The organism is Acinetobacter sp. 70_2, from assembly GCF_056736115.1.
Genome location: NZ_JBWZIP010000015.1, coordinates 967,584 through 993,617, shown reverse-complemented (window position 1 = coordinate 993,617; position 26,034 = coordinate 967,584). Strand labels below are relative to the sequence as shown.

The window sequence follows — 26,034 nt, the reverse complement described above, 5'->3', positions numbered from 1 at the left end:
TTAAGTTCTTATTTAGCTAAGAATGTAAGTGATTGTTTTACAAAATCTTCATTAAACTGAAATATTCCCCCATGACCTGCATCTGGATAGATTACAAGTGAACTATTCGGTAAGCGCTTTGCTAAATCATAAGTATTTACTGTTGGCACCATTCGGTCATGATCGCCATTGGCAACAAGAACAGATTGTTGAATCACAGAAAGGTCAGCAGGTTTTTTACTTCCCCATTTTTTTAATGCCTTGAGCTGGGCACGATAGGCAGAAATGGTGATTTCTTTATCACGGTTTTCGGTACGTTCATTAATACGTTGAATAAAGGCTTTTGCAGAAGCTTTACCATTTTCTGTACGAGTGAAGAAAAGATAAACCTTAGGGTCTTGACCAGTCACCATTCCACGAACTAAATCCCAATTAGAAACTCGCCCGACTGTACTAATTCCAGTACCGCCTGCAGGGCCAGTTCCCGATAAAATCATTTTTCGAACCAAATTCGGCTGTTTTAGCACAATCTCTTGTGAAATCATGCCGCCCATCGAGAAGCCGAATAAATCAACCTGCTTAAAGCCTTTTGCTTGAATGAAAGTAATCGCATCATCTGCCATTTGTTCAATTGACTTTGCTGGTTCACCAGTCGAAGCACCAACGCCGCGATTATCAAACACAACAACATGATGTTTTGCCGCAATTCCATCAATAATTCGTGGATCCCAGTTATCTAGTACAGCAGCTAAATGGTTTAAGAAAATGACAGGTGTTCCACCGTTTTGTTGACCATATTCTCGGTAAGCGAAGTTAACGCCACCTGCACTAATAAATTGAGTTGGGACATTTGTCCAATTTGTATTGAGTTGGGGATTTTGACCGGCTTGCTGATTGATAACACTGTTTTTTGACACTTCATTCGCCTTAGTTAAGGGGGTGCTAAAAGAGAGTGATTCCACAGTCTCGGCCTGAGTTAAGGGAGCACTAAAAATAGATATCGCCGTCAAACTCATAGCAACTGTATTTAATAAAAATTTCATTTCTCTGATCCTCAAATTTAATTCATTGATCTGATTCATCTGTTTTTATGAGTGATCTTTCAAAGAGAGAAAAGATAAAAACAGAGTAGGTATCGATTTAATACTAACTATATATTGATAAATTCCGTTTGTCACTATCTTTTTAGTACTAACTATTATTTACTTGAATTTCTTGCAAAAATTAAATGAAATAAAAAAGGACTGCTTCGTGTTGATACACAAAACAGCCCTTAAAATTACTGATCATCAGTTCAAGACTTAAAGGTTGGATATCTCTAGGGTTCTATTACTTTAGACATTGCATATTCAGCTAAAGCAGTAATTGTTAAAGCTGGATTTACCCCAGGATTTGCTGGCATTGCTGATCCGTCACAAACCAATAAGTTTTTATATCCAAATATTTGTAAATTATGATCAATCACACCGTGAGCAGCATCTTTTCCAATGACAGCCCCACCTAAAACATGTGCTGTCGTCGGTATATCAGCTATTGCTTCTAAAATATTACTCTGTGCAACACCACCTGTATAATCAGCTACCCACTGTGCAGCCTGATTGGCAATATCAATATATGTTGGATTTGGCTTCTCATTATTTTGCTTAGTAATCAATTTGTAGCCCGATCTAAACCACCGCTTTTTAGGTGAAAATTGGATTGAGTTATCTAAAGATTGCATTACTAACAACGTAATCATGTGCTGACTCCATCCAATAGGTGACACTGTTTTCAGCCATTGTGCCGGATGCCGCACAATTTGCCACAACCATTTGAGTGGGCGTGTTAATCGATTTCCGTTACCCACTAAAACGGTATACATCAAACTCATAAAGTCCGCATGTCGCCCATAGGTCAAAAACTCAATATGTGTGTTTTGATCAATATGTACACTGCTACTTGCAGTAACGTCATTCCACGTTTTTAGATCTTTGGGCAATCTTACATTAAGCACAGATTCACTATTGGTACGCACCAATTGTCCCAATTTATTGCTGATATTCGGTAGTGAACCATTCAATTTACAATTGGCTAATAATTCATTGGTTCCCAGTGCGCCTCCTGCAAACACGACACCTTTAGTCGAAAACGTAATTTTTTTAGTAAAGAACAACCCTTTTTTTTGAACTGTAACGCGATAGCCATCACTTCCATCTGATGCATTTAAAGGTTTAATATCAGTGACTTGATGTTCTGGAAAAATTTGAACACCTTTCTTTTCAGCAAACCATAAATAGTTTTTACTTAATGAGTTTACTGCTCCGACTCGACAACCAACCATACATGCGCCACAGCGAATACATCCAGTGCGATCTGGACCATCTCCACCAAAATAAGGATCAGGCACTTTTTTGCCTGGCTCACCGAAAAAAACACCTGTAGGAGATCGTTTAAATCCATCACTACAATCAAAATGAGCTGCCATTTCTCTAGCAATTTTTTGATTTGTAGAATCAAATTCAACAGTCTCTACGCCCAGCATATATTCGGCTTTATCGTAAAATGGTGTTAAAACCTGTTGCCAATCACTAAGATGATTCCACTGAGAGTTTTTGAAGAACTCTGGTCTAGCCCGATAGAGAACTCCCCCATAAACCGTACTACCACCACCAACAGCAGATTGGCTAGGAAAAAAAACATGGCGAAAAATCTTCATTCGCATGATCCCTTTCCATCCAATTGAAGGTACCCATAAAAATTTACTGAGTTGCCAAGTCGATTTAGGCAAGTCCTCATCTTTATAGCGTTTTCCACGCTCTAATACGGCAACTCGATAGCCTTTTTCAGCTAAGCGTAAGGCAGAAACGCTACCACCAAAACCAGAACCTATAACTACCCAGTCGTAATCAAATAATGGGCTGTCAGAAGAAGTGTTTCGCATAATAATTCCTCACTCTAGCTTGTTATCTTTTGGACAACCCATTTTTTAGATGCATGACGATATTTAGTAATTTCGACATTTTATGCTCCCTGAACTTGATATAGCCCACGAAGCTTAGGTTTATCAATTTTACCAACTGCATTTTTAGGAAGATTCGGAAGAACAATCACTTTTTCTGGTTGCTTATAACGAGTCAAATGCTGCTTACAATACTGATTTATTTGATCAATTGAACATTCGGCATTAGGCTTAAGGGAGATAAATGCCCAAACTACTTCCCCCCATTTTTCATCAGAAACACCAATCACAGCCGCTTCAAAAACTTCGGCTACCTCAAGCAATGTATCTTCAATTTCTTTTGGATAAATATTTTCGCCCCCACGAATAATCATTTCTTTTAATCGCCCAACGATTGAAAGATATCCCTCATCGTCAATTCGACCTATATCACCTGTGTGTAGCCAACCATTTACAACCGTTTTGGCTGTTTCTTCTGGTTTATTCAGATAAGCCCGCATAACGTTTTTACCTTGAATCAACACTTCCCCGATTTCACCTACAGTTAAATGTCTTCCATTAAAATCAGCTATAGCTATTTTTTGACCGGGTAATGGCAGCCCTACCGTTCCAGCTTTTCTGATACCATTCACTGGATTTAATGTAGAGCCACACGTACCTTCCGATAAGCCATATGCCTCTACTATTGGAAAACCATATCGCTTTTCAAAATTAACGAGTAAGTCAGCTGAAGCAGGCGCCGCACCACAAACGCCATAACGTAAACTAGATACGTCTGGCACAACCTCTTTAGGCAAGGCATATAACATTGCATAAATGGTAGGTACAGCTGAAAAATATGTTGGGCGCAATTGCTCTATATCAGTAAAGAAATTTTCTAAATCAAATCTTTGACGGATGGTTACACGCCCACCTGAAGCAAGAGGAACTAAAATACTTACTACAATTCCATTGACGTGAAATAAGGGCAAAATTAAAAGGCAGTGATCTTTTTCTGATATTTGTAATCCCTCACGCCCCATTTCAGTCATCGCTATAATATTAGAATGATCTAACATGACTCCTTTTGGTAAGCCCGTTGTACCACTTGTATATATTAATAAAGCCAATGCCTCAGGATTAACAACTGGAGCATGTTGAAACTCATCACCATGCTTGAGCATAGTTACAGCTATTGAAGAGACATTATTATCGATTTTCTCACCTGTTAAATTGATGAGTAGTTTTGCTCCTGAATCCTTTAACTGATGATTTGCTTCTTTGTGCGTAAGCATAGGATTAATTGGAGTTATAGCCGCTCCTAAATACCATGCGGCAAACATGGCAACAACAAATTCAACTTGATTTGGTAGCATAAGTGCGACAACGTCACCCTCACAAATACCTTGGCTATCCATTGTGCCAGCTGCTCGAAGAACAGCTTTATGAAACTCATAATTAGTTAAAGAAATGTTCGAGTCAGAAATGCAGTGAGCATTTGGGGCTTCCTCTGCCCTTAATTTAGAAAGCATAGTAAATTGCATAGTAGTTCCTTTACAAATCTAGATGAAATCACAGCAAGTTAATTGAAATTTTGCTTAAGGAATTGAGTTTGATCTTTAACCAATTGCTCAAAAGCCTCACCTGTATAAAAATCAAAATGCCCAGCTTCATAACGCTTAATAACACCACGTGGAGCATCTTTAACTAGTTTTAAAGTCTGACCTGCTGGTGTAACCGTATCGGTATCACTAACACAAAATAGTATTGGGCTTTGGATTTTAGAGGCGACTAATCCAGGTCGATATCTTAGAATTTCTGGAATAATTCTTGCGGTTAAGTAATTTACGAATTCGACACCTTCTGGCATTAATGCTAGATACCCCTCTAACGCATCATGAGCGTTCATAAGAGCGGGCTGTCCCGGAGGAGCTGCAATTGGCACCATGACTGGCGGCAATCCAAATAGTTTTGCAAATAAATCTTTGGCTACGACTGGAATTACTTTTAAGGTATCTTTTAAGCCTAGTGCAGACGCTGAAGCTAAACCATCTGTGAACGGACACTGTGCGATTGCAGCTTTAAGTTCTGGATGTCTGCTCGCAATAGTAATTGCATGCCCTCCACCGAAAGAACTTCCCCAAATTCCTACATGCTCACCATCAAGCGACGGATAGTTTTTTACAAATTTTAAAGCTGCTTCCCAATCATCTAACTGGCGATTTACAGACATGAGTTGGCGAGGTTCACCACCACTGTCGCCAAGATATCGATAGGTAAAGGCTAAAGCAGCAATACCCGCTTGGGCAAAACGTTCTGCAAAAGCATCTAATCTCATTTCTCGGATTGCACCGATGCCATGCCCAAGCACAACTACAGGAGGTTTTGTTACTCCTTTAGGTAAAAATAGCCATGCAGAACAATAAGTTTCACCTGAATCAAAACGAATATCTTCTTTAACAACCTGATATTTAGAAACATTTACTTGATTTTTATTCATTTTTTATTTCCTTCAGACGCTAATGGAAGTGAGCCACTCTTTAAAGTTTCTTGAAATACTTCAGCATCATAGAAAGGTAATTTTTTACGTTGATCGGTTTGCTCTAGATAGCCTTTCATGAGCTTTTGTGCTGTCTCTGTTGGGGATATATGAATAAATTCAGTTCGCTCTCTATGCAGACCTTCTTCTAATGTTTCCGACCCACCAAAATATGCCGCACGCTTAATTGCAGCGCGTGCTGTTTTAGGACGTTTACTTAAATAAATTGCTCGCTCTAAAGCTTTATCGATCAACTGATCTTTAGGCACGACTTCATCTACATAGCCAATTTCTAACGCAACTTTTGGAGATACAGGTTTTCCTTCAAGCATCATCATTAACGCTCGATGAGTTCCCACTAATCTCGTTAATCGCTGAGTCCCACCACCTCCTGGATTAATACCCAGTAAGACTTCAGGTTGGCCAATCACATAATTGCCATCAGCCATAATTCTGATGTCACAGGCTTGTGCAAACTCGCTACCCAAACCCAGAGCAGAGCCATTTAATGCTGCGATAAAAATCACACCACTTCTATTCATTCGTAAAAAAGTTTCATGCAATTTATCTAGTTGCATACCACCATCTAAAGGGGTAAGTTCCGCTAGCTGCTCTAAACCTGGAACTCCCCTAATACTTTTAGATGTACGTGCAACCAAAGAAGAAGTTTTTAGCCCCAGCTTTGGAATACTAGCTCCACCTTCTTGCAACCAACGGACATCAGCATGGGCAATAAAATAATCTGGATGATCTCCAGTAAAAATTACTGCCTCAACAGATGTATGCTTTTTTTCAAGGTCATCTAATAGTTCAGATAACTCTTCAGCCATATCTAGTCCCATTAACTGATAAGGACCACCATCTAAGTGAGCAATGAGCACATTGTCATGAGTTTCCAATTTAATGTGCTTTCTCTGTATTTCACTATTAATCATTTCAGAACCCTTCTTTATTTGACTAACATTAGCCTTGCTATTACTTGTATTTAACGACTGAGAATAATGACTACAGGCCGCTAAACTTATTGCTACTGCTGACAAAACAGCACTTTTAAGTATCTTCATGATGCAATCCTAGTCACCACATTTTATGTCTCTAAGCTCGATATCTCGCTGGAAGAATCCGTTCAGCTTTGCTTAACTTTTATTTAAAAAATATGAAATTAGTAGCTACTAAGCATTAACAATAACATTGTTATGGTTTAATATAACAATGTTATTTTTATTGCGCAATAACTTTGTTATGGAAAAAAAAAGTCCTCGTACACGTTTATTAGAAGCAGCAATGCGAATAATCGAAAACCAAGGTCCTTCTCAAATTAAAGCGAGAACTGTTGCTTTAGAAGCAGGTCAGTCCACTATGGGTGTTTATACTCACTTTGGCGGGGTGCCTGAGCTGCTGCAAGCCATAGCTGACGAAGGATTTACCCAACAAGCTCGTTTATTTAAAAGTATAGAAAACACAGACGAGCCAATGACAAACATGTGTTTAATGGCTTTAGAATGCCGAAATTTTGCTATGGCTAATCCGCATCTTTATGATTTGATGTTTGGCTTGTCTATTCAGGGACGATATACACCACTTCGGAGAAGTGAAGCTTCAGCCAATGAAAGTACAGAAGCATTTAAAAATTCTTATTCATACTTACGTCAAGAATGTGTCAATCTGATAGAAGCAAAATATATTCGAGACATTGACCCTGATGTTATGGCGGCACAGTTATGGAGTGCACTGCATGGATTTATTATGTTAGAGCTTGGGCAACATTTTACCAGTTGCTCTAATCCAACCACCGAAATTCTAATTCCAATGTGTATTAATCTAATAGTTGGATTAGGTGCAGAAGCACAAATAGCAGAAAATGCGGCGAGTAAAGCTCTAACTATCTGGAATTCAAAGAATATCGTATAAAGCCAGCTATATAAAATGATGTCATCCGAGGCATCATTTTATACAATATTGAAGTTATTCTAAAAACTGAATTACCTTTCCCCCAAAGTCTTGATGAAATTGAAATATTCCTCCGTAACCTGTGTCTGGGTAAATAATTAATAAAACTAAACCAAGCGTTTCAAATTCAATCGCGTTATCAGCCATTGCTTAAACAGTAGCTGGGGTTTTTTCTTGTGAACCGCCAACACCCCGATTGTCAAAGATGATGCTCCACTTTTCTTTAGCAATCCCATCAATGGCTCTAGGATCCCAATCATCAATTACAGCACTAAAATGATTTAGCAGAATAATTGGTGTGCCTTCTTTTTTTCCAAATTCACCATAAGTAAATAAAGTCCCATCAACATTGAGCTTTAAGGTTAGTGAATGATTTGCAGAGCTTTTATTTTTTGTATGCAATTTCTTTCTCCATTAATTTTGAAATTGGTTTGAAAATCGTATGAGCCAATAAAAACTAGAAATAAATTCGATAAAAGTCACTATCATTTTAGTAGTAACTATTTTGTTTTTAGATTATGATGAAAATATCAAGGTGAAACTGAATAGCGAACACCTTCAAATTGGAAAAAATGGTATGACTGGTAAAGTAGTTCTAATTACAGGTGCATCTTCTGGTATTGGTTTAGCAACAGCAAACCTTTTACATGAGGTTGGATTTATTGTTTATGGCACAAGCCGACAAGCAAAAGATTCATCAAAATACAAATTTCATCTTATTGAGTTAGATGTAAATCAAGATGATTCAGTTGCCCAAGCCGTTGAGAAAGTCATCTCAAGCGAAGGAAAAATTGATGTCTTAATTAATAATGCTGGGTTTGCAATAGCACCTGCTGGCGCCGAAGAAAGTTCAATGCAGCAAGCACAGGCTATTTTTGACACCAACTTTTTTGGTGCGGTTCGAATGACTCGTGCTGTGATTCCACATATGCGCCAGAAACACTCAGGATTGATCTTAAATATCAGTTCAATTCTTGGGCTTTTACCTCTGCCTTTTGGTGCACTTTACGCTGCTTCAAAACATGCCCTTGAAGGCTACTCTGAATCTTTAGATCACGAATTAAGATCTCAAGGCATTCGTGTGTCACTTATTGAACCTGCTTACACTAATACTTCTTTGGGAGTAAACTTACTCGAAGCAGATAATAAAATTTCTTTTTACGATCAAACTCGTGAAAAGCTACATAAACAAATGATTAATTCAATTAATAAGTCAGATGACCCGAGTGTGGTTGCCAATACAATTTTAGCGGTCATTCAAAGTCAACATGTTGTGCCACGCTACACAGCAGGAAAAACTGCAAAAAGCTTAAAAGCGTTAAGACGATTTGCACCTGCAAAGATCTTTGACAAATTAATTCACCGCAGCTTGAAAGTTTAGAACAAACCCAAGCCTATAAAACTTTAAAATAATTTTGAGAAATAGAGGTTTCAAATGAAAGCAGCCTACATTAGCCGTTATGGCAACATTGATGACGTACAGCTCGATGAACAATCTCAACCACCACTAACAGCAGACGCTGTGCTCGTTAAAGTTCATGCAGCCAGCATTAACCCTCTCGACTTAAGAGTTTTAGAGGGTGAATTTAAAGCAATTCTCCCAGTGAAGTTTCCTTTTATATTAGGCAATGATTTTGCAGGTACAGTCGTAGAAGTTGGATCGAAGGTTACCCAGTTTAAAGCTGGAGATGAAGTCTATGCCAAGACAGATTTAAACGGCGCTTTTGCTGAATATACTGTGGTTCAACAGTCTTCACTTGCACTGAAACCGAAAAATATTTCAATGGAACAGGCGGCAGCCCTACCATTAGTTGCCTTAACTTCATGGCAAGCACTAGTTGAAATTGCAAAAGTTAAAGCTGGTCAAAAAGTGCTTATTCATGCAGGTTCAGGTGGTGTAGGTTCAATTGCAATTCAACTTGCCAAATCACTTGGCGCTACAGTAGCAACCACAACCAGTGCCAAAAACAGTGGTTGGGTGAAAGAGCTAGGTGCTGACATCATCATTGACTATAAAACAATGGACTTTGAGCAAGAACTTAAAGATTACGACTTAGTCTTAGATACACAAGGCGGGAAAACCTTAGAAAAATCACTGAACGTTCTTAAACGTGGTGGACGTCTTATTAGTATTTCAGGACCACCTGACCATGCTTTTGCAGAGGTAATTAATCCGAACTGGTTCCTAAAATGTGTTATTCCGATGTTAAGCTGGTCAATTCGACATAAAGCAAAAAAACGCGGCATTACTTATACATTTTTATTTATGCAGCCAAATGGTCAACAGCTCTCAAAAATTACTGAACTGGTAGAAGCTGGAAAAATTAAACCCGTAGTTGACCAAACCTATGACTTTATTCAAATTAAAGAAGCGCTCCAATATGTAAATACTGGACGAGCAAAAGGGAAAGTTGTTTTACAATTTGATGAATAAGGTACATAGCTCAAATATTATCTAGATTACGCAAGGGTTCGAAAATTATATAGCCGCTCATATGGCGGCTATAGACTATTAATAAGATGAATTAAAAGGTCTTATTCATTATTTTTGAGCCTAAAAGAAGCAATATTCGTACAAGCTTTTATTTAGTTAAGTTGTTTTATTGTAGATAAAAAAGTTAAGGCTTGCTCAGTTGACCCTTCATTTAAAGGGCTGTGGTTGGGGTTAAAGTATCGCAAACATGCAAATATTATATTATCAACTTTAGGCACACGGTCTTGTCGAGCTGCTCGGAAATAATCTTTGAAACGAAAACGATGTGGTAATTGCGCATCTTGTTCTACTAGATTTTCGACAGCAACATAAGCCAAAACAATAAATAGAGGGAACGTGAAAACCGCTGTCCCCACTCGAAGTACATTACTATTGCTAAAATATCTGAACATTGCATCGGCTACTTCACGGTGCTCAACCTCTTCAGCCCCGTGCCATTGCAATAAACGTAACATTTCCACATCGACAGGTGCTTGTTGTAATCCCTCTGCATTAAGAACCCAATGCCCTAATACTCCTGTTAGATGCTCGGCAGCAGCCACCATTGCTAATCGGGTCGTTAGCCACATCGCCTTTAAGCGTGGATGCTTCAATTCATAGCCTAATGGTTTTGGGCCAATCATGTCATTAAATATCCAATTCGTCATCTTGGTATAACGACTTAAATCGATACCCAAAGCTTCTATATGTCGCGTTCCAAGAGTGTGCCCATAACTATGAGCGCCCTCTTGTTTAATGAAAGCAATTGCAGCCTCTTTAAGTTTTTCATCTTTAATATAAGGCAATGCATCTCTAAACGTCTGACAAAACCAACGTTCTGGTGCAGGTGTAATCGGGTTAATTGAATTTAATATTTGTGAAACTATTGGATCGTCATAAATCCAATGCGTTGGCGTTTCAGTAAAATTAAATACAGGACGCCGCGGAACAATCACATGGTTTTGTCTGATTAAACTATTCATGATAATAAATCCTTATATATCAAAAGCGCTTACCATTAATCCTGAGTCAAAATGTTAAAACCCATACGTGGACCAAAGGCAATCAATGTTCGCACTAAGCCCTTAATCGCTTTGGGTTGTTGCCCACTGCTAATACGGCGAAATTGCGAAGCATGCCAAGCGAGTTGTAAATAGGCATCTACGGGTTTGTATCCAATGGCTGGAATTTTTGCTGGTTTTAATACCGATTTTCCTGCTAACAGTTGTTTGGCTAAATCTGGCTGTACTGCAAAAGGCCGAGCCAATCCAACCAAATCGACCGTACCATTGGCAACAATATGGTTCATAAAATCTACATCGCGCAGTCCACCTGTTAACATGAGTGGTAATTTGCTTTGTTTACGAAGTGCAGTGGCATAGTCAATAAAATATGCATCACGCTGAGCAGAACGATCTGGTGCATAGCCTAATTGCGCAGGAGATTCATAATTCCCGCCTGAAATCTCTAATAGGTCGATCCCTTCTGCTTCTAAAGCTAATGCAATTTGTAGAGACTCTTCCTGACTTAAGCCGCCTTTTTGAAAATCGGCAGAGTTGAGTTTTACGCTTAATATTTTGTCTTTGCCTATTGCAGCTCGTACAGCTCGAACCGTTTCGATCAATATACGGCGTCGATTTTCAGGACTTCCTCCCCACCCATCTGTTCGAACATTAGCCAAAGATGATAAAAATTGCGAGAGTAAATAACCATGTGCTGCATGTACCTGTACGCCATCAAACCCTGCTTTAACAGCAAGCTCAGCAGTTGTAGCAAAGCGTTTAATTTGCTCTAAAATATCTGCTTCAGTCATCGCTCGTGGAATACGAATAATATTCATAGCAGGTAAATCAAGCCCGACTGCTGAGGGCGCGATCGGCTTTTTCAAAAGTGGCAAAACCGCAACACGACCCGGATGGTTAATCTGCATAATAATTTTGCTGCCATTGGCCTTAGCAGCCTGAGCCCATAACTTATTTGCTTGTAAAAATTGCTCATCTTGCAAAACGACATTTCGTGGTTCCACAAAAGCACGATGGTCAATCATCACATTGCCCGTAACTAACAACCCAGTTCCACCCCTTGCCCATGCTGCATAGAGTTGCTGTAAGTCTGTGGTAGGTGAGCCGTGTCGATCAGCAAGTTGTTCACTCATGGCAGATTTGGCAATTCGGTTTGGAATGGTAATGCCACAGGCTAACGTTAAAGGGCTAACTAATGCGGGCTTTGTATTAGGTTTTGTCATTTTCTTTCTTCCTAAATTTAAAAATCATTCATTGAGATATAGGTTTTTTAATTTCATCATTTGCTCACGGTTATCGTGTTGCCAAGGGTGAAAATCTTTAGAATAAAAATCTAAGTAACTGCGGCTAATTTTTCGGATCACACCTTGACCGCCAAGCAAATATTTCAAACCCACATATAGATTTTTAAAATCTCTATTTTTGCCAGAAGCCTTTAAAAGCTCTTCTGTTCCTCTGGTGGTAATGATGAGAAAAGAAATCGTGGTTTCTAACATCACCAACCGTAAGAAGTAAGGTCTATTCACTAAAGATTTGTAGACATCAAAAGCTACAGCTTTATGTTCGGTTTCCTCAATCGCATGCCATGCCCAGATTTTTCTGACATGGGTATTAAACAACTCTAAATCTTGAGGCGCGATGCTAATAAAATAGTCCGCTAAAATTGCCGTTAAATGCTCCATACATACCGTGCAAGCCAACTGATGCTCTAAAGAAAATCGTTGCTGCAACATACGGTTCATCTTTTTAAAACGCTTATAAATAAGTTCAACTGGATAACCTTTTTTAAGCATGACAGCATTAAGTGCATCATGCTCTTTGCCGTGATGGGCTTCTTGACCAATAAAAGCTCGGACTTGTTTAAGCAAAATAGGATCGCTAATTTTGTCCTGATAATTACGCACACTATAAATAAACTGCCGCTCACCATCTGGAAAAGCACTCGACAAAGCAGTAAATAACATGGTCAGCAAGGGATTATTTTTAAACCAAAACTCTGGTATTTCATCTGGAAAAGATAAGTCTAACTGGCGCACTGTAATGTCAATTGATGCGGAAATTTTAGAAAAATCTTGTGCTGGCTTTGACTCAAAAACTGCATTCATCTTTATTCTCCAGCTATAAAACGCGTGGATTAAACTGACGTAATAAAAATAACGGCGTACGTAACCGAGGTATTTGAATCGGTGGAATTAACCCTCCCGACAAATCAACGCGATGTAGTCTGGCCTCAATAACTTCGCCTAACCCCATATCATGTAAAGGATCGTTTGCTGTGCCTGTAAAACGTAAGTTCATTTCAACCTGACGCACTTCAACTGAGTGTTCTTTCGGGGTAAATCGAACTTCACGTGGTAAACCAATTCCTAATCCACCCGTAATATTCCGATGCGGTAATCCTAAAATTGGAGGTGCATCATGAATGACTTCACCCAGCTTGGCTTCCATTTCAATGAGCGTTGTACCTCGGCGTGAAGCTTTACTTAAAATGCGTTTGCCATCATTTTCCCAGCTAATTTCTCCCATCTTTTTAGGGTAGCCTAACAATTCACGGCCAATAATCATGGCGCGGTCATCGTCCAAAATCATCCAAGGACAAAAGATTCCTGTTTTATTGCCAACTTTAATATGAACAAATAGACCCGCTTCATGGTAAGCGCCCGTATAGACATTTTCTGGGAAATACGCACAAAACAGATCAGCTCTGGCAGGTTTAACCAGTGTCATTCCAGACGGTAACCAGCGCGCCATTGCTTTTTCATCAACTTCAACGACAGCAGTCAAATAGTGGGCATTGTGATAAAGCTTATTGCCAAGATTGGCTAAACCCACAGGCACACGTAAGTCATTAATCAACTGTTTCATGGGCTTAATCTCGAAAATACTTGTTTAAGAATGGGCAGCAAAATAATGCGTGGTGTGTAACGCCCTCCAAAGGTTTGGGCTTGTGCAACGAAACCTGGAATCACAATTCGACAATTCCGATCCATTCCCTGAATGGCTTCTTTGGCGACGCGTTCTGCGGTTACCCAAACAAGACCGCCACCAACGCCATCAATTTTTGTAATGCCTGCAACTTCGTTAAAACCAGTTTTTGTTGGCCCCGGAGCCAGTAGCGTACAGCTAACCCCTGTCCCTTTAAGTTCGCTATGTAATGACTCGGCAAAAGAATTGGCAAATGCCTTGGTTGCTGCATAAGTTGCATTTGCTGGGGTTGGCTGGTGACCAGAAGTAGAACCCACAATGAGTATTGCCCCAGCTTTTCTTTTAATCATTTGTGGCAACACGGCTAAAGTCAGGTCATGAATTGCCACCGAATTAACTTCAACTTCTTCGCGCTCTCGATCTGCATTTAAGTCTTGTAGGCAACCAAAAGTTGCAAATCCCGCGTTATTACAAAGAATGGCTACTTCAATATTTTCTAAATAATCACGAAATTTAGCTCGCGCCGTCCGATCACCCAAATCACATGGATATAAATCTACGGATATTTGATATTCGGCTTTTAGTTTTTCTGCGAGTGCCTCTAATTTCTCTACACGACGTGCCACCAAAACTAACGAATAACCGCGCATAGCAAACTGTTTTGCTAGCTGTTCACCAATGCCCGATGAAGCGCCAGTAATCACAGCTCGAGAGGAAGCTTGTGGAATAGGTAAGCTCATAATTGATGCTCAAAATACAATAGTTTGATTATTCCGAACTTTTAACTTGAGCGTGAGATGTGGATCAGACATACTGATAATCATTTTCGGCCAAAACAAAAAGTAATATGAAAGATCCGTATGGGCTTTCCAAAGCCAGTATTCCTATTTCTTATGCGCATTTATTATTGGAAATCATGGTCGACAAAGGATTTTCAGCCCTTGAGATTTTGAAGAAAAGTAAAATTTCATTAAACCTTTTAGATCAACTAGATGCGCGAATTACCCCTGTGCAGTGGTCTAAGCTAGCGTGGGAAAGCTTGTTATTGTCGAAAGATTCTGGCTTGGGATATGAATATGGACTAAAACTGCGTTTAACTGCTCATGGCCCGATGGGATACGCCCTTATGAGTAGTCCAAACCTTCGTCAAGCCATTGAAGTTTCAACGCAATTCTTTAACATGCGATTAAAAGATTATCGTATTGCTTTGCTTGAAAATAATGAGTTTTCTATTATTGAAATAAATGAAACTCACCCAATTGTCAGCAATCAACCCGAACAAGCTGAAACGCTTAGACGATTTTTTTATGAATGCTTAATGATTGGTGTGATTCAAACTGGCCAATTTCTAATAGAGCATGATTTTGCTGAAATTGAGTTATGGGCAGATTGGCCTGAACCTACCTATCACAAAGCCTATCAGCATTTATTGCCACCTATTCGATTTAACCAAGCAACTAATCAAATTCGATATAAAAAACAGCTTCTAGATTTACCCATTAAAATGGCAGATCCGATTGCCTTTAAACAAGCTCTGGCGCAGTGTGAAGCTGAACAAATCCGTTTTTCAGAGCAAATTAAAGATATATGCCTGACTGTAAAGGCCGAACTAAACTTAAAACCACAGATTGGTTATCCTTCATTTGATGAAATTGCAACTCGCTTAAACATGTCTAGTCGAACATTACGGCGCCATTTGAACCAAGTCGGTTCTTCATATATTCAACTGCTTGAAGAAGCTCAACTAAAAGAAGCTGAGCATTTGTTACTTCATAGTGATATGGATATACAAGAAATTGCGCTTTATCTGGGCTATATACAACCTACAAATTTCACACGAGCTTTTAAGAAATGGACAGGTCAAACACCCATTACATTTAGAAAGAATCAATAATGTGGATCTAACAAAATATATCTTGCTGTCTTACTATTTTTATGTATGATTGAGTAATCACTCAATTAACATGTTTGTATATGGCTCGTCCTCGTAGTGAAGATAAACGTAATGCAATTTTAAGCGCTGCTATTGAAACATTAGCAGAGCTTGGCGAACGTGCATCTACCTCAAAAATTGCAAAAGTCGCTGGTGTCGCGGAAGGTACTTTATTTACCTATTTTAGTAATAAAGAAGAACTGCTTAATCAGTTATATCTTTCGCTAAAGGCTGAGCTACGTCAGGTCATGATGCTTAGTTACCCAACTAACGCTGACCTACAAACACAAATGTCGCATATCTGGCAAAGCTATTTGGACTGGAGTTTAGAAGCTCCCCTTAAGCGTAAAGTAATGGCACAGCTTTCGACCTCGGAACAAATTACCGAGCAAAGCAAACAAATTGGCATGCAAACCTTTTGTGATCTCACCCAAAACATTCAAGAACGTATTAACGATGGCAAATTAAGAGATTATCCACCGTTATTTATTGCTTCAATTTTAGGTGCGCTTGCAGAAGTTACACTTAATTTTATTGCTCAAGACCCTTCTCAAACCGAGCGTTATCGCAAATCTGGCTTTGAAGCGTTTTGGCATGCAGTTTCAATTTAGATAAAAATAAGGATGCACGGCGTCCTTATTTTTAAACGAATTAATGAGTGAGCAAATACTCATTTAAATAAATCAAAATAAGCACTTAGCCCAAGTTCTTATTTGCACATATAGGTTTGTTCCAATAAGGAAAAACAAGATGACGATTTCAAACACAACAGACTTGCCTTCTCCCTTAATGCCATCTCAACAGCACAATGGCAAATTTAGAAATACGCGTCCAAACCAACACAAGCCTTCTTTTGGCAAAACGCTCCAACTTATGTGGAAGTTTCTATTTAACAAACCAAAAGATACAGTACCAAACAAAGAAATTCCTGTTTTAAGCTTAACCAAAGAACAGCTTTTAACTGCGCCTGACCGCTCTCTATTTCGTTTGGGCCACTCAACCATCTTGTTAAAACTTCAAAATGAATTTTGGTTAACCGACCCAGTTTTTTCAGAGCGTGCTTCACCTTTTCAGTGGATTGGTCCAAAACGTTTTCACCAGCCACCAATTAGCATTGCCGAGTTACCACCGATTAAAGGCGTGATTTTGTCGCATAACCACTACGACCACCTCGACTACCATGCAGTGATGCAACTTAACGATAAAGTTGAGCATTTCTTAACGCCGCTTGGTGTGGGTGACACACTCATTAAATGGGGAATTCCAGCAGAAAAAGTTCAACAACTTGATTGGTGGGATACTACCCATGTAGATGGACTAAAATTGGTGGCTACCCCTGCTCATCATTTTTCAGGCCGTGGTATGGGCGATAGTAATGCGACCCTTTGGGCTTCGTGGGTAATTATTGATAATGATCTACGGGTATTTTTCAGCGGTGACACAGGCTATTTCGATGGATTTAAAGAGATTGGACATCGTTATGGCCCCTTCGATCTAACCATGTTAGAAACTGGGGCTTACGACCCTGAATGGCCTGATGTTCACATGCAGCCAGAGCAAACTTTACAAGCACATATCGATTTAAAAGGTCGTCATTTGTTGCCTGTACACAATGGTACTTTTGACTTGGCGCTTCATGCTTGGGATGACCCGTTTGAACGTATTGTCGGTTTAGCTCATGAAAATAATTTAGCCATTAGCACACCGCAAATGGGACAAATCTTGAACTTAAACGAGCCGAATGTTGAAAATTATTGGTGGCGTTCGTAAGTTTTTCGATAATTTTCTAAATTATTTATACCCTTCAATTTTACTTTAAAGGTATTTAAATTCAGTTATATATCCTCCACTTCTGCCATCCATTCCACTCCAAAATAAAACTAGGACTAACTTTGTCTTAGTTTTATTATTGACTTAAAACACAGACTACATTAGTCTGTGTTTGTAATTGATCAATTATGAAATTAAATGGCTTATATCACTAGTAGCGTCGAGTATGCGATTCACTGTCTTCTTTTTCTTGTGAACAATGAAGATAAACCTTTGAGTAGTAAGGATCTTGCTGAACTACAAGGAGTCTCTCCAAGTTTTATGGCCAAGATTTTTCCTAAACTTGAAAAGGCAGGTCTCGTTATTGCTCAAGAAGGTGTTCGTGGTGGGTATTTACTCGCTCGATCTGCTCATGAAATTAGTTTTTTAGATATTGTGAATGCAATCGAAGGTGAAAAACCGCTTTTTGAGTGCCAAGAAGTTCGTGGTAAATGCGCGGTCTTTAATCATGCTCCACCAGATTGGGCAACCAGTGGTGTGTGTGCAGTGCATGCCGTCATGCTACAGGCCGAAAAAGCCATGCGAGACGCTTTAGGTGCCCATACACTTGGTGATATTGCTGACCGTTTTGGCCGTTATGCACCCGACGTATTTTTTAGTGATGTAAATGGCTGGATCAATGAACGCATCGAAGGAAGAACAGCAAAAATGCGGAAAAACAAAATCTCACGGGATACCCCCGACTAATGAATTGAAAGGGTCTCAAACCCTAGAGCAATAACACCCCGTAATCATTTTAAACGCCTTCTCAGATTTTTCGGACAATCAGAGAAAGGATTCGCTCACCCTAAATTTTGTGATGAGTTGGAATGTGTTGTCCGAAAATCTATCAAAAGGATAATCAAATGAGTAAGCATATTATTATTGCAGGTTCTGGCTTTGCGGGTTTATGGGCGGCACTTGCCGCACAAAGAGCAATTCACTTAGCATCGCAAGAACAAAACATTGAAGTGGTGATGGTTTCCCCTAGCCCGAATGTTGGGATTCGTCCTCGTCTTTATGAAGCTGTGCTTGAAAACATGAACCCTGATATTTCAAAGTTATTAAGTGTGGTTGGGGTTAAATTTCTGGCAGGTTGGGTAAATAAAATTGATGCCGACCAACAGGAAATTGAAGTTTCAACCACCGATGGCAGCAAACAAACTTTAAGCTATGACCGTTTTATTCTGGCAACCGGAAGTACTACGTTTATGCCCCCAATACCGGGTCTTACCGAATATGGCTTTAGCGTAAGCACACTAGAAGATGCTGAAAAACTAGACCAACATCTTAAAAACTTAGCCAGTAAACCTGCAAATGCAGCGCGTAATACGGTGGTCGTTGCAGGTGGTGGTCTTACGGGGTTAGAAACCGTTACTGAAATGCCTGAACGTCTGCTTAGCATTTTAGGTGAAACTGATGTCCGTGTAGTTTTAGTTGATTCCTCAACAGAAATTGGCGCGGCGATGGGTGACCAAGCTGCTACCGTTATTCGAGAAGCTCTTAGCGAGCTTGGTGTGGAAGGTAAAGCTGGGCTACGAGTTACAGCACTAGATGCATCAGGGGTAACACTTTCTAATGGCGAAAGAATTGAAACAGAAACCGTGATCTGGACTGCGGGCATGCGAGCCAACCAACTCACCTCTCAAGTTACTGGTGAAAAAGATAATTTAGGACGTATTTTAGGGGATGCTTATTTACATGCACCTGAAGCAAAAAATATTTTTGTGACTGGTGACACTGTAAAAGTTCCAACCGATGATTTAGGTAACTTTAACGTGATGTCGTGTCAGCACGCCATGAGCCTAGGTCGTGTAGCGGGTTACAACGCTGCGGCAGAATTGGTTGATTTACCTCTTCATCCATACAGTCAACCGAAGTATGTGACGTGTGTTGACTTAGGTCCTTGGGGCGCACTCTATAGCGAAGGTTGGGATCGTCAGGTTCAATTTGTACGTGATGAAGCTAAAAAAATTAAACAAGAAATTAATACCGTCTGGATTTATCCACCAGCCGCAGACCGCGAAGCAGTTTTTGCAATAGCTAACCCTGATTTTGTGATTGTTCCTTAAAGTTAGCCTTGCTAGATCACATCACTTTATTTAAACAGTCGAAAAGCAAAACCGTCACTGGTTTTGCTTTTCTGATTTATATTTGATTCATTAACAATTACGACTTTTCTAGCTCTTCTACTATTGCTAAAGCCGTCTTTCTAGCTGAAAAAGGGTTTTGACCAGTAATCAAATTACCGTCCTGAACCACATACGGCGCAAATGGGATGAAAGCTTTTTCATAACGAGCGCCATATTCTTGCGCTAGCTCTTCGGCATTATATGGGACTTTTTTCGCAACCCCTGCCAGAACTTCTTCACTCCAAGCAAAGCCCGTTAACTTCTTACCTTCTATTAGACGTTTGCCATTTGAAAGTCTGACGTTAAGCAAACCGCAATATCCATGACAAACACTAGAAACGATGCCGCCTTTTTCATAAATGTTTTTGGTGATTTCTTGCAGTTCAGGGTTATCTAAAAAATCCCACATCACACCATGACCACCCGTATAGTAGATCACGTCATAGTCTTGCCAATTGATATCTGAAGGCTTAAATGTATTTGCCAGCAGCATTATAAAAGATTGATCTTTTTCTCGGTCTTTAACAGACTTGTCTGCAACTAAAGGCAAAAGTGACTTAGGTTCAATCGGTGTTTTACCACCATTTGGGCTAACAATATCTTGTATATAACCTTGCTTTTCAAACTCATCATAGGCATGGGTAAGTTCGCCTAACCATAACCCTGTTGGTTCATCAACATCCTTATAGCGTGAAATATTAGTCACGACATGTAATATGCGTTTAGACATTTTTTCACCTCATTTCCATATTTATAATTCTATTCTTTCATCTATCAAAGCATAGAAAGCTGTTAATGAAAGTGTGTGCTTGGTAAAGTTATGAACCTTGCTTTTAAGTGACTATAAGTCTAAAGTTAACTTGAATGTCAATAGAGTCTGTAGCTATGAATATTAGCGAGTTATCGAAATTAAGCGGCTTAAGCACCCCTACAATTCGTTATTACGAGCAAATCAAACTCTTACCTAAAGCAAAAAGAAAATCAAATGGTTATCGTGAATATACCGATAACGATTTGAAGCAGCTTTCTTTGATTCAGCAAGCCCAGCAAGTTGGTTTTTCTTTAGCAGAAATTAAAGCTTTTTTGCCTTCAAAAGTTGCCACTTGGAACCATGATGCACTCATCCAAACCATTGAATTAAAAATTCAGGAAATAGAACTTTTAGAACAAAAGCTAAAAGTGAGTAAACAAAACTTACGTACCATGATTGATGCGATCAACAACAAACCCGATGAAATTACCTGCGAGCAAAATGCAGAACGTCTCATGAATCTCTATTTCGACAAAGCAAAAACACCATAATTTCTTAGAGACCTATTGACCTTAAAGTGTGCTTTAAACATACGATTGGCTACAGGTGATGAATGAGGACCTGTCATGTTTAAAGTTTGGAATTTTCAGCGTTGGTTAACCATTATTTTTGCCATTTTTTTGACTACACATGTAGTACATGCCGCAGAGTCAGATAAAGCTCAAAGCCTTGCAAAAACAAATGGAAAAATTTTAGTCGTAATGACCAATCACTCAGCTTACCCTTCCCGTTCAGATAAAACAGGACTTTGGCTAACCGAACTCACCCATTTTTATGATGTTGTATTAGCTGCCGGCTATGAAATGGACTTTGTAAGCCCTTTAGGTGGTGAAGTGCCTCTAGATGAACGTAGCTTAAAGTCTATTTACCTAGACAAATCTGCCCGTCAGCATTTAGCCGACCCAACATTTATGCAACGGTTAAAGACAACATTGGCTCCGAGCGCGATTAATCCTACACAGTACAAAGCCATTTACTATACAGGTGGTCACGGCACCATGTGGGATTTTCCAAACAATAAAGCTTTGCAAAACATTAGCGAACAAATCTATCGCCAAGGTGGGATCGTTTCAGCAGTATGTCACGGCGTGGGTAGTTTATTACCTTTACAGGATAAAAATGGCAAACCTTTAATTGCAAATAGAACCGTTACTGGTTTTGCAAATATTGAAGAAACACTTTCAGGTATTAAATCTCAAGTTCCATTTTCTTTACAAAATGGACTCATTGAACGTGGTGCAAAATATAAAGAAGCATTTATTCCATTTACCTCATATGTAGTTTCGGACGATAGATTAATTACTGGACAAAACCCTCAGTCGAGTAAAGAAATTGCCGAAGCAGTTGTTAAGCGTTTAAGCAGCATTCAATAAATCTAAAAAGACGAATTACAGACTAGCCCTGTAATTCGTTTTTTTCATATAAATATTATAGAAAAAACTAACCAATCTTTTGATAGTGAAGAGCTATCGCACCTGAAGCAAAAGTTTTATTTTCAATGAGTTTAAGATTGGTCTTTTCTTTAATACCTTGAAATAGTGGCAAGCCACTACCAATTAAAACGGGCGAAACCGTAATTTTATATTCATCAATTAAACCCAGTTGCATGAGATAGTGCGCGAATCGAGGACTTCCTAGAATCACCATATCCTTACCCACTTGCTGTTTCAGCTTATTAATTTCTTCTTCAACATGGTCTTTTACAAGGCGGGAATTATTCCATTCAACTGTATCTAAGGTGGTTGAAAAAACGATTTTTTCGGTCTTTTCAATCCACTCAGCATGATTTCGTTCATGCTCCGAAGCTTCTGGATTTGAAAGCATGGTTGGCCAGTAATTATGCATCATCTGGTAAGTCGCACGTCCCCAAATCACCGTATCGGCAGTGCTCAAAATTTCTTTTGCATGGTTTGCTAAATCGGCATCGTAAGCAATCCACCCTATGTCCATTGCCCCATTTGGACCTTCAACAAAACTGTCAAGCGATGCATGTAGAAATAGTATGAGTTTTCTCATTATTCTCATTCCTTTGTTATGAAAAATATTTATCGCTTTTTAGTATATTCAATTTGAATTATTTCTTATGCAGTGTTTTGTTTTCTGGTTTTCTTTTTATCCATATTAAGCCGTATTTACTTGAAATATTTAAAAATAACCCGAACAAGAATTACTCCTTATTCGGGACTATCTATAAATATGCTTTTTTGATAAAGGCTTTTAATTAATGACCAACGGACCAGAACCCGGCAGCTCAGTCACTAGTTTATAACCCATCAGTTTTGCTGGCGTATATGTACCGCCTTTCACGGTATTTTTGAGTAAATAATTCACCACAGTCAGTGAGCCATTTACGGTAAGGCTATACGCGTTTTCTGTTTGGATACGGGCAGTTTTGATTTCCCCACGTGAATTTCTTGCCTCCCCCCAAACATAGGTAGGTACTTTCGCGCGAAGTTCCTCATTTGGTCCCACAACCGTTTTTTCAATACGCGACTTAATAAACTTCTGCACGGCATTAATTTTTAATACTGGGCGTAAATAGTTCATCATTTTCGCACCCAAAATCATTTTGGGAAATGCAGGTACAAATACTTCAATGTTTGGAATACCTGTTGTATAGAACGCTGTAGATACGTCTCCCCACGGAACACTCATGGCACTTTTTTTACCGTCACCAAAATCAATGGTCCGAACATAATGTGCTAATGGAACGGTAGTAATTTTTCCGTTTTTACGAATTTTTCCGCCTTCGGCCATGCCTTCTGTACTTGTTTTAGCAGTACCCGGTGAAAACCCTGTTCTAGAGTCAAAACCAAGTGCTAAATGGGTCGCATCTGGCAATGCTTCTTTCAGTGCCGCGGCAACACAATCTGTCGGAATCACATCGAAACCAACACCCGGACAAAGCACAATATCGGCTTTTTCAGCTTGGCTGTTCAGTGACTGTGCCAATTCAAATACAGAGGTTTCACCCGTAATATCTAAATAGTGAGCGCCTGCTTTAATACACGCTTCCATCATGGGTTTTGATGTTGCTGAAAATGGCCCTGCACAGTGCATGACCAGTTTGAAGCCTTGGAGCTGCTCACTGACCGCATCTACGTTATCAAGCCCAAAAGCTTTATAATCGAGCCCCAACTCTTGAGCTAATGTTTCAACCTTAGCTTTGTTACGACCAGCCAAAGTTGGTTTTAGACCTTGGCGTACAGCTTCACGAGCGATTAACTCGCCCGTGTAGCCATTTGCTCCATAAATTATCCAGTTTGAATCGTTAGGATTTGTCATAACACAACTCACTTATTAAGAAGCAAATGTATAGTCACGCATGCCTTTTTTGTATTGGCGGGTACGGCATGACATCGCTGATTGTTGCAAAATTAAAGCCCAAGCTGGTGAAACATTTGGTTTTGTTTTTTTACCAGCACTTAAATTACGTAACTGGAATTTCACCACTGCCATATTGGCAAGAGAAGCGAATGTTTTATTTTCCCAGGTAATTGGCTTGAGTTCAGGTGAAACATCTTTGCCTTGTTTCCAAGCATTTGGCAAATTAGGTTCAATCGCTAAAGCTGTGGCAATACCAACCATATCTACACCACTTTCAACCACTTGCTCTGCCACTTGTTTACGGCGTATGCCACCTGTGACCATAACAGGCATTTTGGCAACTTTACGAATCTCCTGTGCCAACTCTAAAAAGTAAGCTTCGCGAGCAAGTGTTCGGCCATCACGCGCTTGACCTTGCATTGCTGGCGCTTCATAGCTACCGCCTGAAAGTTCAACCAAATCGACCGCATGTTCATTTAGCATTTTAACTACTTGTTGAGCATCTTCAGCGCTAAAACCACCACGTTGGAAATCGGCTGAATTTAGTTTCACTGCAACAGTAAACTGAGGCGAAACCACTTTACGAACTGCTTCCACAACTTCAATTAAAAGGCGAGCGCGGTTTTCTAAAGAACCACCCCATTGATCTTGGCGTTTATTGCTCAGTGGTGAAAGAAACTGGCTTAATAAATATCCATGCGCTGCATGAATTTCCACACCAGTAAATCCTGCTTTTTCACCTAAACGCGCTGTATTTGCAAAACGTTGAATAACCTCTGCAATCATGGATTCAGTCATTTCGATTGGCGTATTAAAGCGATTTGACATTTTGCCAAGATCAAGTGAAATAGCCGATGGCGCCCAAGTCTGCTGACCAAGGTCCGCTTGCATTTGACGCCCCGGATGGTTAATTTGAAGCCAAATCTGAGCACCTTTTGAGCGACCAATTTGTGCCCATTTTTTAAAAGTATCCAGATGCTTTTCATCTTCAAGCACTACACCGCCCGGTCCAGTCATCGCTCGGCGGTCTACCATCACATTTCCAGTAATGATTAGACCTACGCCACCATTTGCCCAAGCTTGATATAAACGCATTAATTCTTCTGATGGTGCGTGGTTTAAATCAGCCATGTTTTCTTCCATTGCTGCTTTAGCAATACGGTTAGGAACATATGAGCCATTTGGGAATACTAATTTTTCGAACACTTTCATTGGAATGACCTCATTCAGTATGGCTTTACTTTAAGGTTAAAGCTAACTTTAATGTCAATACCTTTTAGCATTTCTATATTTATTAGTTTCAATTTCATTTATTTATAAATAAAAAAGAGGCACTTAATAGGCCTCTTTTTTAAAGTTTAAAGCTTTAAATTATTCACGAATAAACGCCAATAAGTCAGCATTAATCACCTCATGGTTTACAGTTAACATACCATGAGAAAAACCCGGATAGATCTTGAGTTGGCTATTTTGAAGTAACTCTGCAGATTTTACGCCAGACGTTTTATAAGGCACGATCTGGTCGTCGTCACCATGCAACACCAAAACAGGAACCGTGATTTTCTTTAAATCTTCGGTGAAGTCAGTTTGTGAGAATGCCACAATACCATCGTAATGTGCTTTTGCACTACCCGTCATACCCTGACGCCACCAGTTCGAAATGATACCTTCAGATGGCTTTGCATCAGGTCGGTTAAAACCATAGAACGGGCCAGATGGTAAGTCTCGGAAAAATTGCGCACGGTTGGTGAGAACCTGATTTTGAAGATCATCAAAAACTTCTTTTGGTAAACCTTCAGGATTATTTTCAGTTTTAACCATAAGCGGCGGTACTGCACTCACAAGAACAGCTTTCTTAACATTTTCCTGACCATGACGCGCAATATAGTGAGCTACTTCACCGCCACCTGTTGAGTGGCCAATATGAATTGCATTTTTAATATTCAGATGTTTAACCACTTCTGCAACGTCATCTGCATAATGGTCCATATCATGACCATCCCACACCTGACTCGAACGCCCATGCCCACGTCTGTCATGAGCAACTACACGAAAACCTTCTTTAAGGAAAAAAAGCAACTGTGTGTCCCAATCATCTGAACTCAAAGGCCAACCGTGATGAAAAAATAATACTTGGGCATCGCGTGGTCCCCAATCTTTATAGAAAATTTCTACGCCATCTTTTGTGGTTACATATCCCATCTTTGTTCTCCTGGT

The 26,034-nt window shown here is 39.5% G+C and carries 27 protein-coding genes; 10 read left to right on the top strand and 17 right to left on the bottom strand.

Annotation, left to right across the window (positions count from 1 at the left end; all coding sequences use genetic code 11):
* Positions 1-8: 8 nt before the first annotated feature.
* The 5 genes from AC1PJ9_RS13690 to AC1PJ9_RS13670 all read right to left on the bottom strand — a co-directional run bounded on the left by AC1PJ9_RS13690 (position 9) and on the right by AC1PJ9_RS13670 (position 6,499).
* Positions 9-1,022 carry an alpha/beta fold hydrolase gene (locus AC1PJ9_RS13690; protein ID WP_311087544.1) on the bottom strand — a complete coding sequence of 338 codons (1,014 nt, stop codon included), beginning with the start codon at positions 1,020-1,022 and terminating at the stop codon, positions 9-11.
* Between the two features lie 275 nt (positions 1,023-1,297).
* Positions 1,298-2,899: a GMC family oxidoreductase gene (locus AC1PJ9_RS13685; protein WP_311087543.1), complete on the bottom strand. Its 1,602-nt coding sequence runs from the start codon at positions 2,897-2,899 to the stop codon at positions 1,298-1,300.
* 80 nt (positions 2,900-2,979) lie between these two features.
* Positions 2,980-4,440, bottom strand: coding sequence for a class I adenylate-forming enzyme family protein (locus AC1PJ9_RS13680; RefSeq protein WP_311087542.1), 1,461 nt, complete (start codon positions 4,438-4,440; stop codon positions 2,980-2,982).
* Between the two features lie 38 nt (positions 4,441-4,478).
* Positions 4,479-5,396, bottom strand: coding sequence for an alpha/beta hydrolase (locus AC1PJ9_RS13675; protein ID WP_311087541.1), 918 nt, complete (start codon positions 5,394-5,396; stop codon positions 4,479-4,481).
* The gene (locus AC1PJ9_RS13670; RefSeq protein WP_005040279.1) at positions 5,393-6,499 is read right to left on the bottom strand and encodes an enoyl-CoA hydratase/isomerase family protein; all 1,107 of its coding nucleotides are present in this window, start codon (positions 6,497-6,499) and stop codon (positions 5,393-5,395) included. The genes AC1PJ9_RS13675 and AC1PJ9_RS13670 overlap by 4 nt, the downstream gene beginning before the upstream one ends.
* 220 nt (positions 6,500-6,719) lie before the next feature.
* Between AC1PJ9_RS13670 and AC1PJ9_RS13665 the strand changes: the two genes are divergently transcribed.
* Entirely contained in the window at positions 6,720-7,346 is a 627-nt protein-coding gene (locus AC1PJ9_RS13665; protein WP_409070588.1) for a TetR-like C-terminal domain-containing protein, read from the top strand.
* A 54-nt stretch (positions 7,347-7,400) separates the two neighbouring features.
* On the opposite strand, the gene AC1PJ9_RS13660 is transcribed toward AC1PJ9_RS13665, so the two are convergent.
* Positions 7,401-7,532 carry a hypothetical protein gene (locus AC1PJ9_RS13660; RefSeq protein ID WP_311087539.1) on the bottom strand — a complete coding sequence of 44 codons (132 nt, stop codon included), beginning with the start codon at positions 7,530-7,532 and terminating at the stop codon, positions 7,401-7,403.
* Between the two features lie 3 nt (positions 7,533-7,535).
* Entirely contained in the window at positions 7,536-7,787 is a 252-nt protein-coding gene (locus AC1PJ9_RS13655; protein WP_311087538.1) for a hypothetical protein, read from the bottom strand.
* Positions 7,788-7,962: 175 nt separating this feature from the next.
* Between AC1PJ9_RS13655 and AC1PJ9_RS13650 the strand changes: the two genes are divergently transcribed.
* Both AC1PJ9_RS13650 and AC1PJ9_RS13645 read left to right on the top strand, forming a co-directional pair.
* Positions 7,963-8,766, top strand: a complete 804-nt coding sequence (locus AC1PJ9_RS13650; protein ID WP_199987608.1) for an oxidoreductase — start codon at positions 7,963-7,965, stop codon at positions 8,764-8,766.
* A gap of 54 nt (positions 8,767-8,820) precedes the next feature.
* A complete protein-coding gene (locus tag AC1PJ9_RS13645; RefSeq protein WP_311087537.1) occupies positions 8,821-9,819 on the top strand; it encodes an NADP-dependent oxidoreductase in 999 nt (332 codons plus the stop codon).
* Positions 9,820-9,971: 152 nt separating this feature from the next.
* Here the strand turns inward: AC1PJ9_RS13645 and AC1PJ9_RS13640 are convergent, their stop codons facing one another.
* The 5 genes from AC1PJ9_RS13640 to AC1PJ9_RS13620 are packed head-to-tail and all read right to left on the bottom strand — an operon-like array spanning position 9,972 to position 14,545.
* Positions 9,972-10,841, bottom strand: a complete 870-nt coding sequence (locus AC1PJ9_RS13640) for a metal-dependent hydrolase (RefSeq protein WP_311087536.1) — start codon at positions 10,839-10,841, stop codon at positions 9,972-9,974.
* A 35-nt stretch (positions 10,842-10,876) separates the two neighbouring features.
* A complete protein-coding gene (locus AC1PJ9_RS13635) occupies positions 10,877-12,103 on the bottom strand; it encodes an NADH:flavin oxidoreductase/NADH oxidase family protein (RefSeq protein ID WP_311087535.1) in 1,227 nt (408 codons plus the stop codon).
* 24 nt (positions 12,104-12,127) lie between these two features.
* Positions 12,128-12,985: a metal-dependent hydrolase gene (locus AC1PJ9_RS13630; RefSeq protein WP_311087534.1), complete on the bottom strand. Its 858-nt coding sequence runs from the start codon at positions 12,983-12,985 to the stop codon at positions 12,128-12,130.
* Positions 12,986-12,998: 13 nt separating this feature from the next.
* Positions 12,999-13,745, bottom strand: a complete 747-nt coding sequence (locus AC1PJ9_RS13625) for an acetoacetate decarboxylase family protein (RefSeq protein WP_311087533.1) — start codon at positions 13,743-13,745, stop codon at positions 12,999-13,001.
* Complete coding sequence (locus AC1PJ9_RS13620) at positions 13,742-14,545, bottom strand: SDR family NAD(P)-dependent oxidoreductase (protein ID WP_311087532.1); 804 nt, start codon at positions 14,543-14,545, stop codon at positions 13,742-13,744. The genes AC1PJ9_RS13625 and AC1PJ9_RS13620 overlap by 4 nt, the downstream gene beginning before the upstream one ends.
* 107 nt (positions 14,546-14,652) lie before the next feature.
* Between AC1PJ9_RS13620 and AC1PJ9_RS13615 the strand changes: the two genes are divergently transcribed.
* The 5 genes from AC1PJ9_RS13615 to AC1PJ9_RS13595 all read left to right on the top strand — a co-directional run bounded on the left by AC1PJ9_RS13615 (position 14,653) and on the right by AC1PJ9_RS13595 (position 19,619).
* Positions 14,653-15,699, top strand: a complete 1,047-nt coding sequence (locus AC1PJ9_RS13615; RefSeq protein WP_311087531.1) for an AraC family transcriptional regulator — start codon at positions 14,653-14,655, stop codon at positions 15,697-15,699.
* Positions 15,700-15,779: 80 nt separating this feature from the next.
* On the top strand, positions 15,780-16,349 hold the full coding sequence (locus AC1PJ9_RS13610) for a TetR/AcrR family transcriptional regulator (RefSeq protein ID WP_191009963.1): 570 nt from the start codon (positions 15,780-15,782) through the stop codon (positions 16,347-16,349).
* A 139-nt stretch (positions 16,350-16,488) separates the two neighbouring features.
* Positions 16,489-17,508, top strand: coding sequence for an MBL fold metallo-hydrolase (locus tag AC1PJ9_RS13605; protein WP_311087530.1), 1,020 nt, complete (start codon positions 16,489-16,491; stop codon positions 17,506-17,508).
* Between the two features lie 198 nt (positions 17,509-17,706).
* On the top strand, positions 17,707-18,255 hold the full coding sequence (locus AC1PJ9_RS13600) for an RrF2 family transcriptional regulator (protein ID WP_003651943.1): 549 nt from the start codon (positions 17,707-17,709) through the stop codon (positions 18,253-18,255).
* A 158-nt stretch (positions 18,256-18,413) separates the two neighbouring features.
* On the top strand, positions 18,414-19,619 hold the full coding sequence (locus AC1PJ9_RS13595; RefSeq protein WP_311087529.1) for an NAD(P)/FAD-dependent oxidoreductase: 1,206 nt from the start codon (positions 18,414-18,416) through the stop codon (positions 19,617-19,619).
* A gap of 97 nt (positions 19,620-19,716) precedes the next feature.
* Here AC1PJ9_RS13595 and AC1PJ9_RS13590 read toward each other — a convergent pair whose 3' ends face one another.
* Complete coding sequence (locus tag AC1PJ9_RS13590) at positions 19,717-20,409, bottom strand: type 1 glutamine amidotransferase domain-containing protein (protein ID WP_311087528.1); 693 nt, start codon at positions 20,407-20,409, stop codon at positions 19,717-19,719.
* 155 nt (positions 20,410-20,564) lie between these two features.
* On the opposite strand from AC1PJ9_RS13590, the gene AC1PJ9_RS13585 reads away from it, so the two are divergent.
* Positions 20,565-20,981, top strand: coding sequence for a MerR family transcriptional regulator (locus AC1PJ9_RS13585; RefSeq protein WP_004701448.1), 417 nt, complete (start codon positions 20,565-20,567; stop codon positions 20,979-20,981).
* A 75-nt stretch (positions 20,982-21,056) separates the two neighbouring features.
* Positions 21,057-21,863 (top strand): type 1 glutamine amidotransferase domain-containing protein, encoded by an 807-nt coding sequence (locus AC1PJ9_RS13580; RefSeq protein WP_311087527.1) that lies wholly within the window; start codon positions 21,057-21,059, stop codon positions 21,861-21,863.
* A 67-nt stretch (positions 21,864-21,930) separates the two neighbouring features.
* On the opposite strand, the gene AC1PJ9_RS13575 is transcribed toward AC1PJ9_RS13580, so the two are convergent.
* The 4 genes from AC1PJ9_RS13575 to AC1PJ9_RS13560 all read right to left on the bottom strand — a co-directional run bounded on the left by AC1PJ9_RS13575 (position 21,931) and on the right by AC1PJ9_RS13560 (position 26,019).
* Positions 21,931-22,506 (bottom strand): dihydrofolate reductase family protein, encoded by a 576-nt coding sequence (locus AC1PJ9_RS13575; protein WP_311087526.1) that lies wholly within the window; start codon positions 22,504-22,506, stop codon positions 21,931-21,933.
* A 201-nt stretch (positions 22,507-22,707) separates the two neighbouring features.
* The gene (locus AC1PJ9_RS13570; protein WP_311087525.1) at positions 22,708-23,775 is read right to left on the bottom strand and encodes a saccharopine dehydrogenase family protein; all 1,068 of its coding nucleotides are present in this window, start codon (positions 23,773-23,775) and stop codon (positions 22,708-22,710) included.
* Between the two features lie 15 nt (positions 23,776-23,790).
* Positions 23,791-25,029, bottom strand: a complete 1,239-nt coding sequence (locus AC1PJ9_RS13565) for an NADH:flavin oxidoreductase/NADH oxidase family protein (RefSeq protein ID WP_311087524.1) — start codon at positions 25,027-25,029, stop codon at positions 23,791-23,793.
* A gap of 159 nt (positions 25,030-25,188) precedes the next feature.
* Positions 25,189-26,019 carry an alpha/beta fold hydrolase gene (locus AC1PJ9_RS13560; RefSeq protein WP_311087523.1) on the bottom strand — a complete coding sequence of 277 codons (831 nt, stop codon included), beginning with the start codon at positions 26,017-26,019 and terminating at the stop codon, positions 25,189-25,191.
* Positions 26,020-26,034: the final 15 nt, after the last annotated feature.

Bases quoted from the DNA above. Each gene is read 5' to 3' on its own strand.
- AC1PJ9_RS13580 (WP_311087527.1), top strand. From the start codon at position 21,057: ATGTTTAAAGTTTGGAATTTTCAGCGTTGGTTAACCATTATTTTTGCC.
- AC1PJ9_RS13600 (WP_003651943.1), top strand. From the start codon at position 17,707: ATGGCTTATATCACTAGTAGCGTCGAGTATGCGATTCACTGTCTTCTT.
- AC1PJ9_RS13610 (WP_191009963.1), top strand. From the start codon at position 15,780: ATGGCTCGTCCTCGTAGTGAAGATAAACGTAATGCAATTTTAAGCGCT.
- AC1PJ9_RS13685 (WP_311087543.1), bottom strand. From the start codon at position 2,899: ATGCGAAACACTTCTTCTGACAGCCCATTATTTGATTACGACTGGGTA.
- AC1PJ9_RS13670 (WP_005040279.1), bottom strand. From the start codon at position 6,499: ATGAAGATACTTAAAAGTGCTGTTTTGTCAGCAGTAGCAATAAGTTTA.
- AC1PJ9_RS13620 (WP_311087532.1), bottom strand. From the start codon at position 14,545: ATGAGCTTACCTATTCCACAAGCTTCCTCTCGAGCTGTGATTACTGGC.
- AC1PJ9_RS13660 (WP_311087539.1), bottom strand. From the start codon at position 7,532: ATGGCTGATAACGCGATTGAATTTGAAACGCTTGGTTTAGTTTTATTA.
- AC1PJ9_RS13625 (WP_311087533.1), bottom strand. From the start codon at position 13,745: ATGAAACAGTTGATTAATGACTTACGTGTGCCTGTGGGTTTAGCCAAT.
- AC1PJ9_RS13565 (WP_311087524.1), bottom strand. From the start codon at position 25,029: ATGAAAGTGTTCGAAAAATTAGTATTCCCAAATGGCTCATATGTTCCT.
- AC1PJ9_RS13630 (WP_311087534.1), bottom strand. From the start codon at position 12,985: ATGAATGCAGTTTTTGAGTCAAAGCCAGCACAAGATTTTTCTAAAATT.
- AC1PJ9_RS13595 (WP_311087529.1), top strand. From the start codon at position 18,414: ATGAGTAAGCATATTATTATTGCAGGTTCTGGCTTTGCGGGTTTATGG.
- AC1PJ9_RS13605 (WP_311087530.1), top strand. From the start codon at position 16,489: ATGACGATTTCAAACACAACAGACTTGCCTTCTCCCTTAATGCCATCT.
- AC1PJ9_RS13645 (WP_311087537.1), top strand. From the start codon at position 8,821: ATGAAAGCAGCCTACATTAGCCGTTATGGCAACATTGATGACGTACAG.
- AC1PJ9_RS13635 (WP_311087535.1), bottom strand. From the start codon at position 12,103: ATGACAAAACCTAATACAAAGCCCGCATTAGTTAGCCCTTTAACGTTA.
- AC1PJ9_RS13640 (WP_311087536.1), bottom strand. From the start codon at position 10,841: ATGAATAGTTTAATCAGACAAAACCATGTGATTGTTCCGCGGCGTCCT.
- AC1PJ9_RS13575 (WP_311087526.1), bottom strand. From the start codon at position 22,506: ATGAGAAAACTCATACTATTTCTACATGCATCGCTTGACAGTTTTGTT.
- AC1PJ9_RS13680 (WP_311087542.1), bottom strand. From the start codon at position 4,440: ATGCAATTTACTATGCTTTCTAAATTAAGGGCAGAGGAAGCCCCAAAT.
- AC1PJ9_RS13690 (WP_311087544.1), bottom strand. From the start codon at position 1,022: ATGAAATTTTTATTAAATACAGTTGCTATGAGTTTGACGGCGATATCT.
- AC1PJ9_RS13570 (WP_311087525.1), bottom strand. From the start codon at position 23,775: ATGACAAATCCTAACGATTCAAACTGGATAATTTATGGAGCAAATGGC.
- AC1PJ9_RS13585 (WP_004701448.1), top strand. From the start codon at position 20,565: ATGAATATTAGCGAGTTATCGAAATTAAGCGGCTTAAGCACCCCTACA.
- AC1PJ9_RS13560 (WP_311087523.1), bottom strand. From the start codon at position 26,019: ATGGGATATGTAACCACAAAAGATGGCGTAGAAATTTTCTATAAAGAT.
- AC1PJ9_RS13665 (WP_409070588.1), top strand. From the start codon at position 6,720: ATGCGAATAATCGAAAACCAAGGTCCTTCTCAAATTAAAGCGAGAACT.
- AC1PJ9_RS13590 (WP_311087528.1), bottom strand. From the start codon at position 20,409: ATGTCTAAACGCATATTACATGTCGTGACTAATATTTCACGCTATAAG.
- AC1PJ9_RS13675 (WP_311087541.1), bottom strand. From the start codon at position 5,396: ATGAATAAAAATCAAGTAAATGTTTCTAAATATCAGGTTGTTAAAGAA.
- AC1PJ9_RS13615 (WP_311087531.1), top strand. From the start codon at position 14,653: ATGAAAGATCCGTATGGGCTTTCCAAAGCCAGTATTCCTATTTCTTAT.
- AC1PJ9_RS13650 (WP_199987608.1), top strand. From the start codon at position 7,963: ATGACTGGTAAAGTAGTTCTAATTACAGGTGCATCTTCTGGTATTGGT.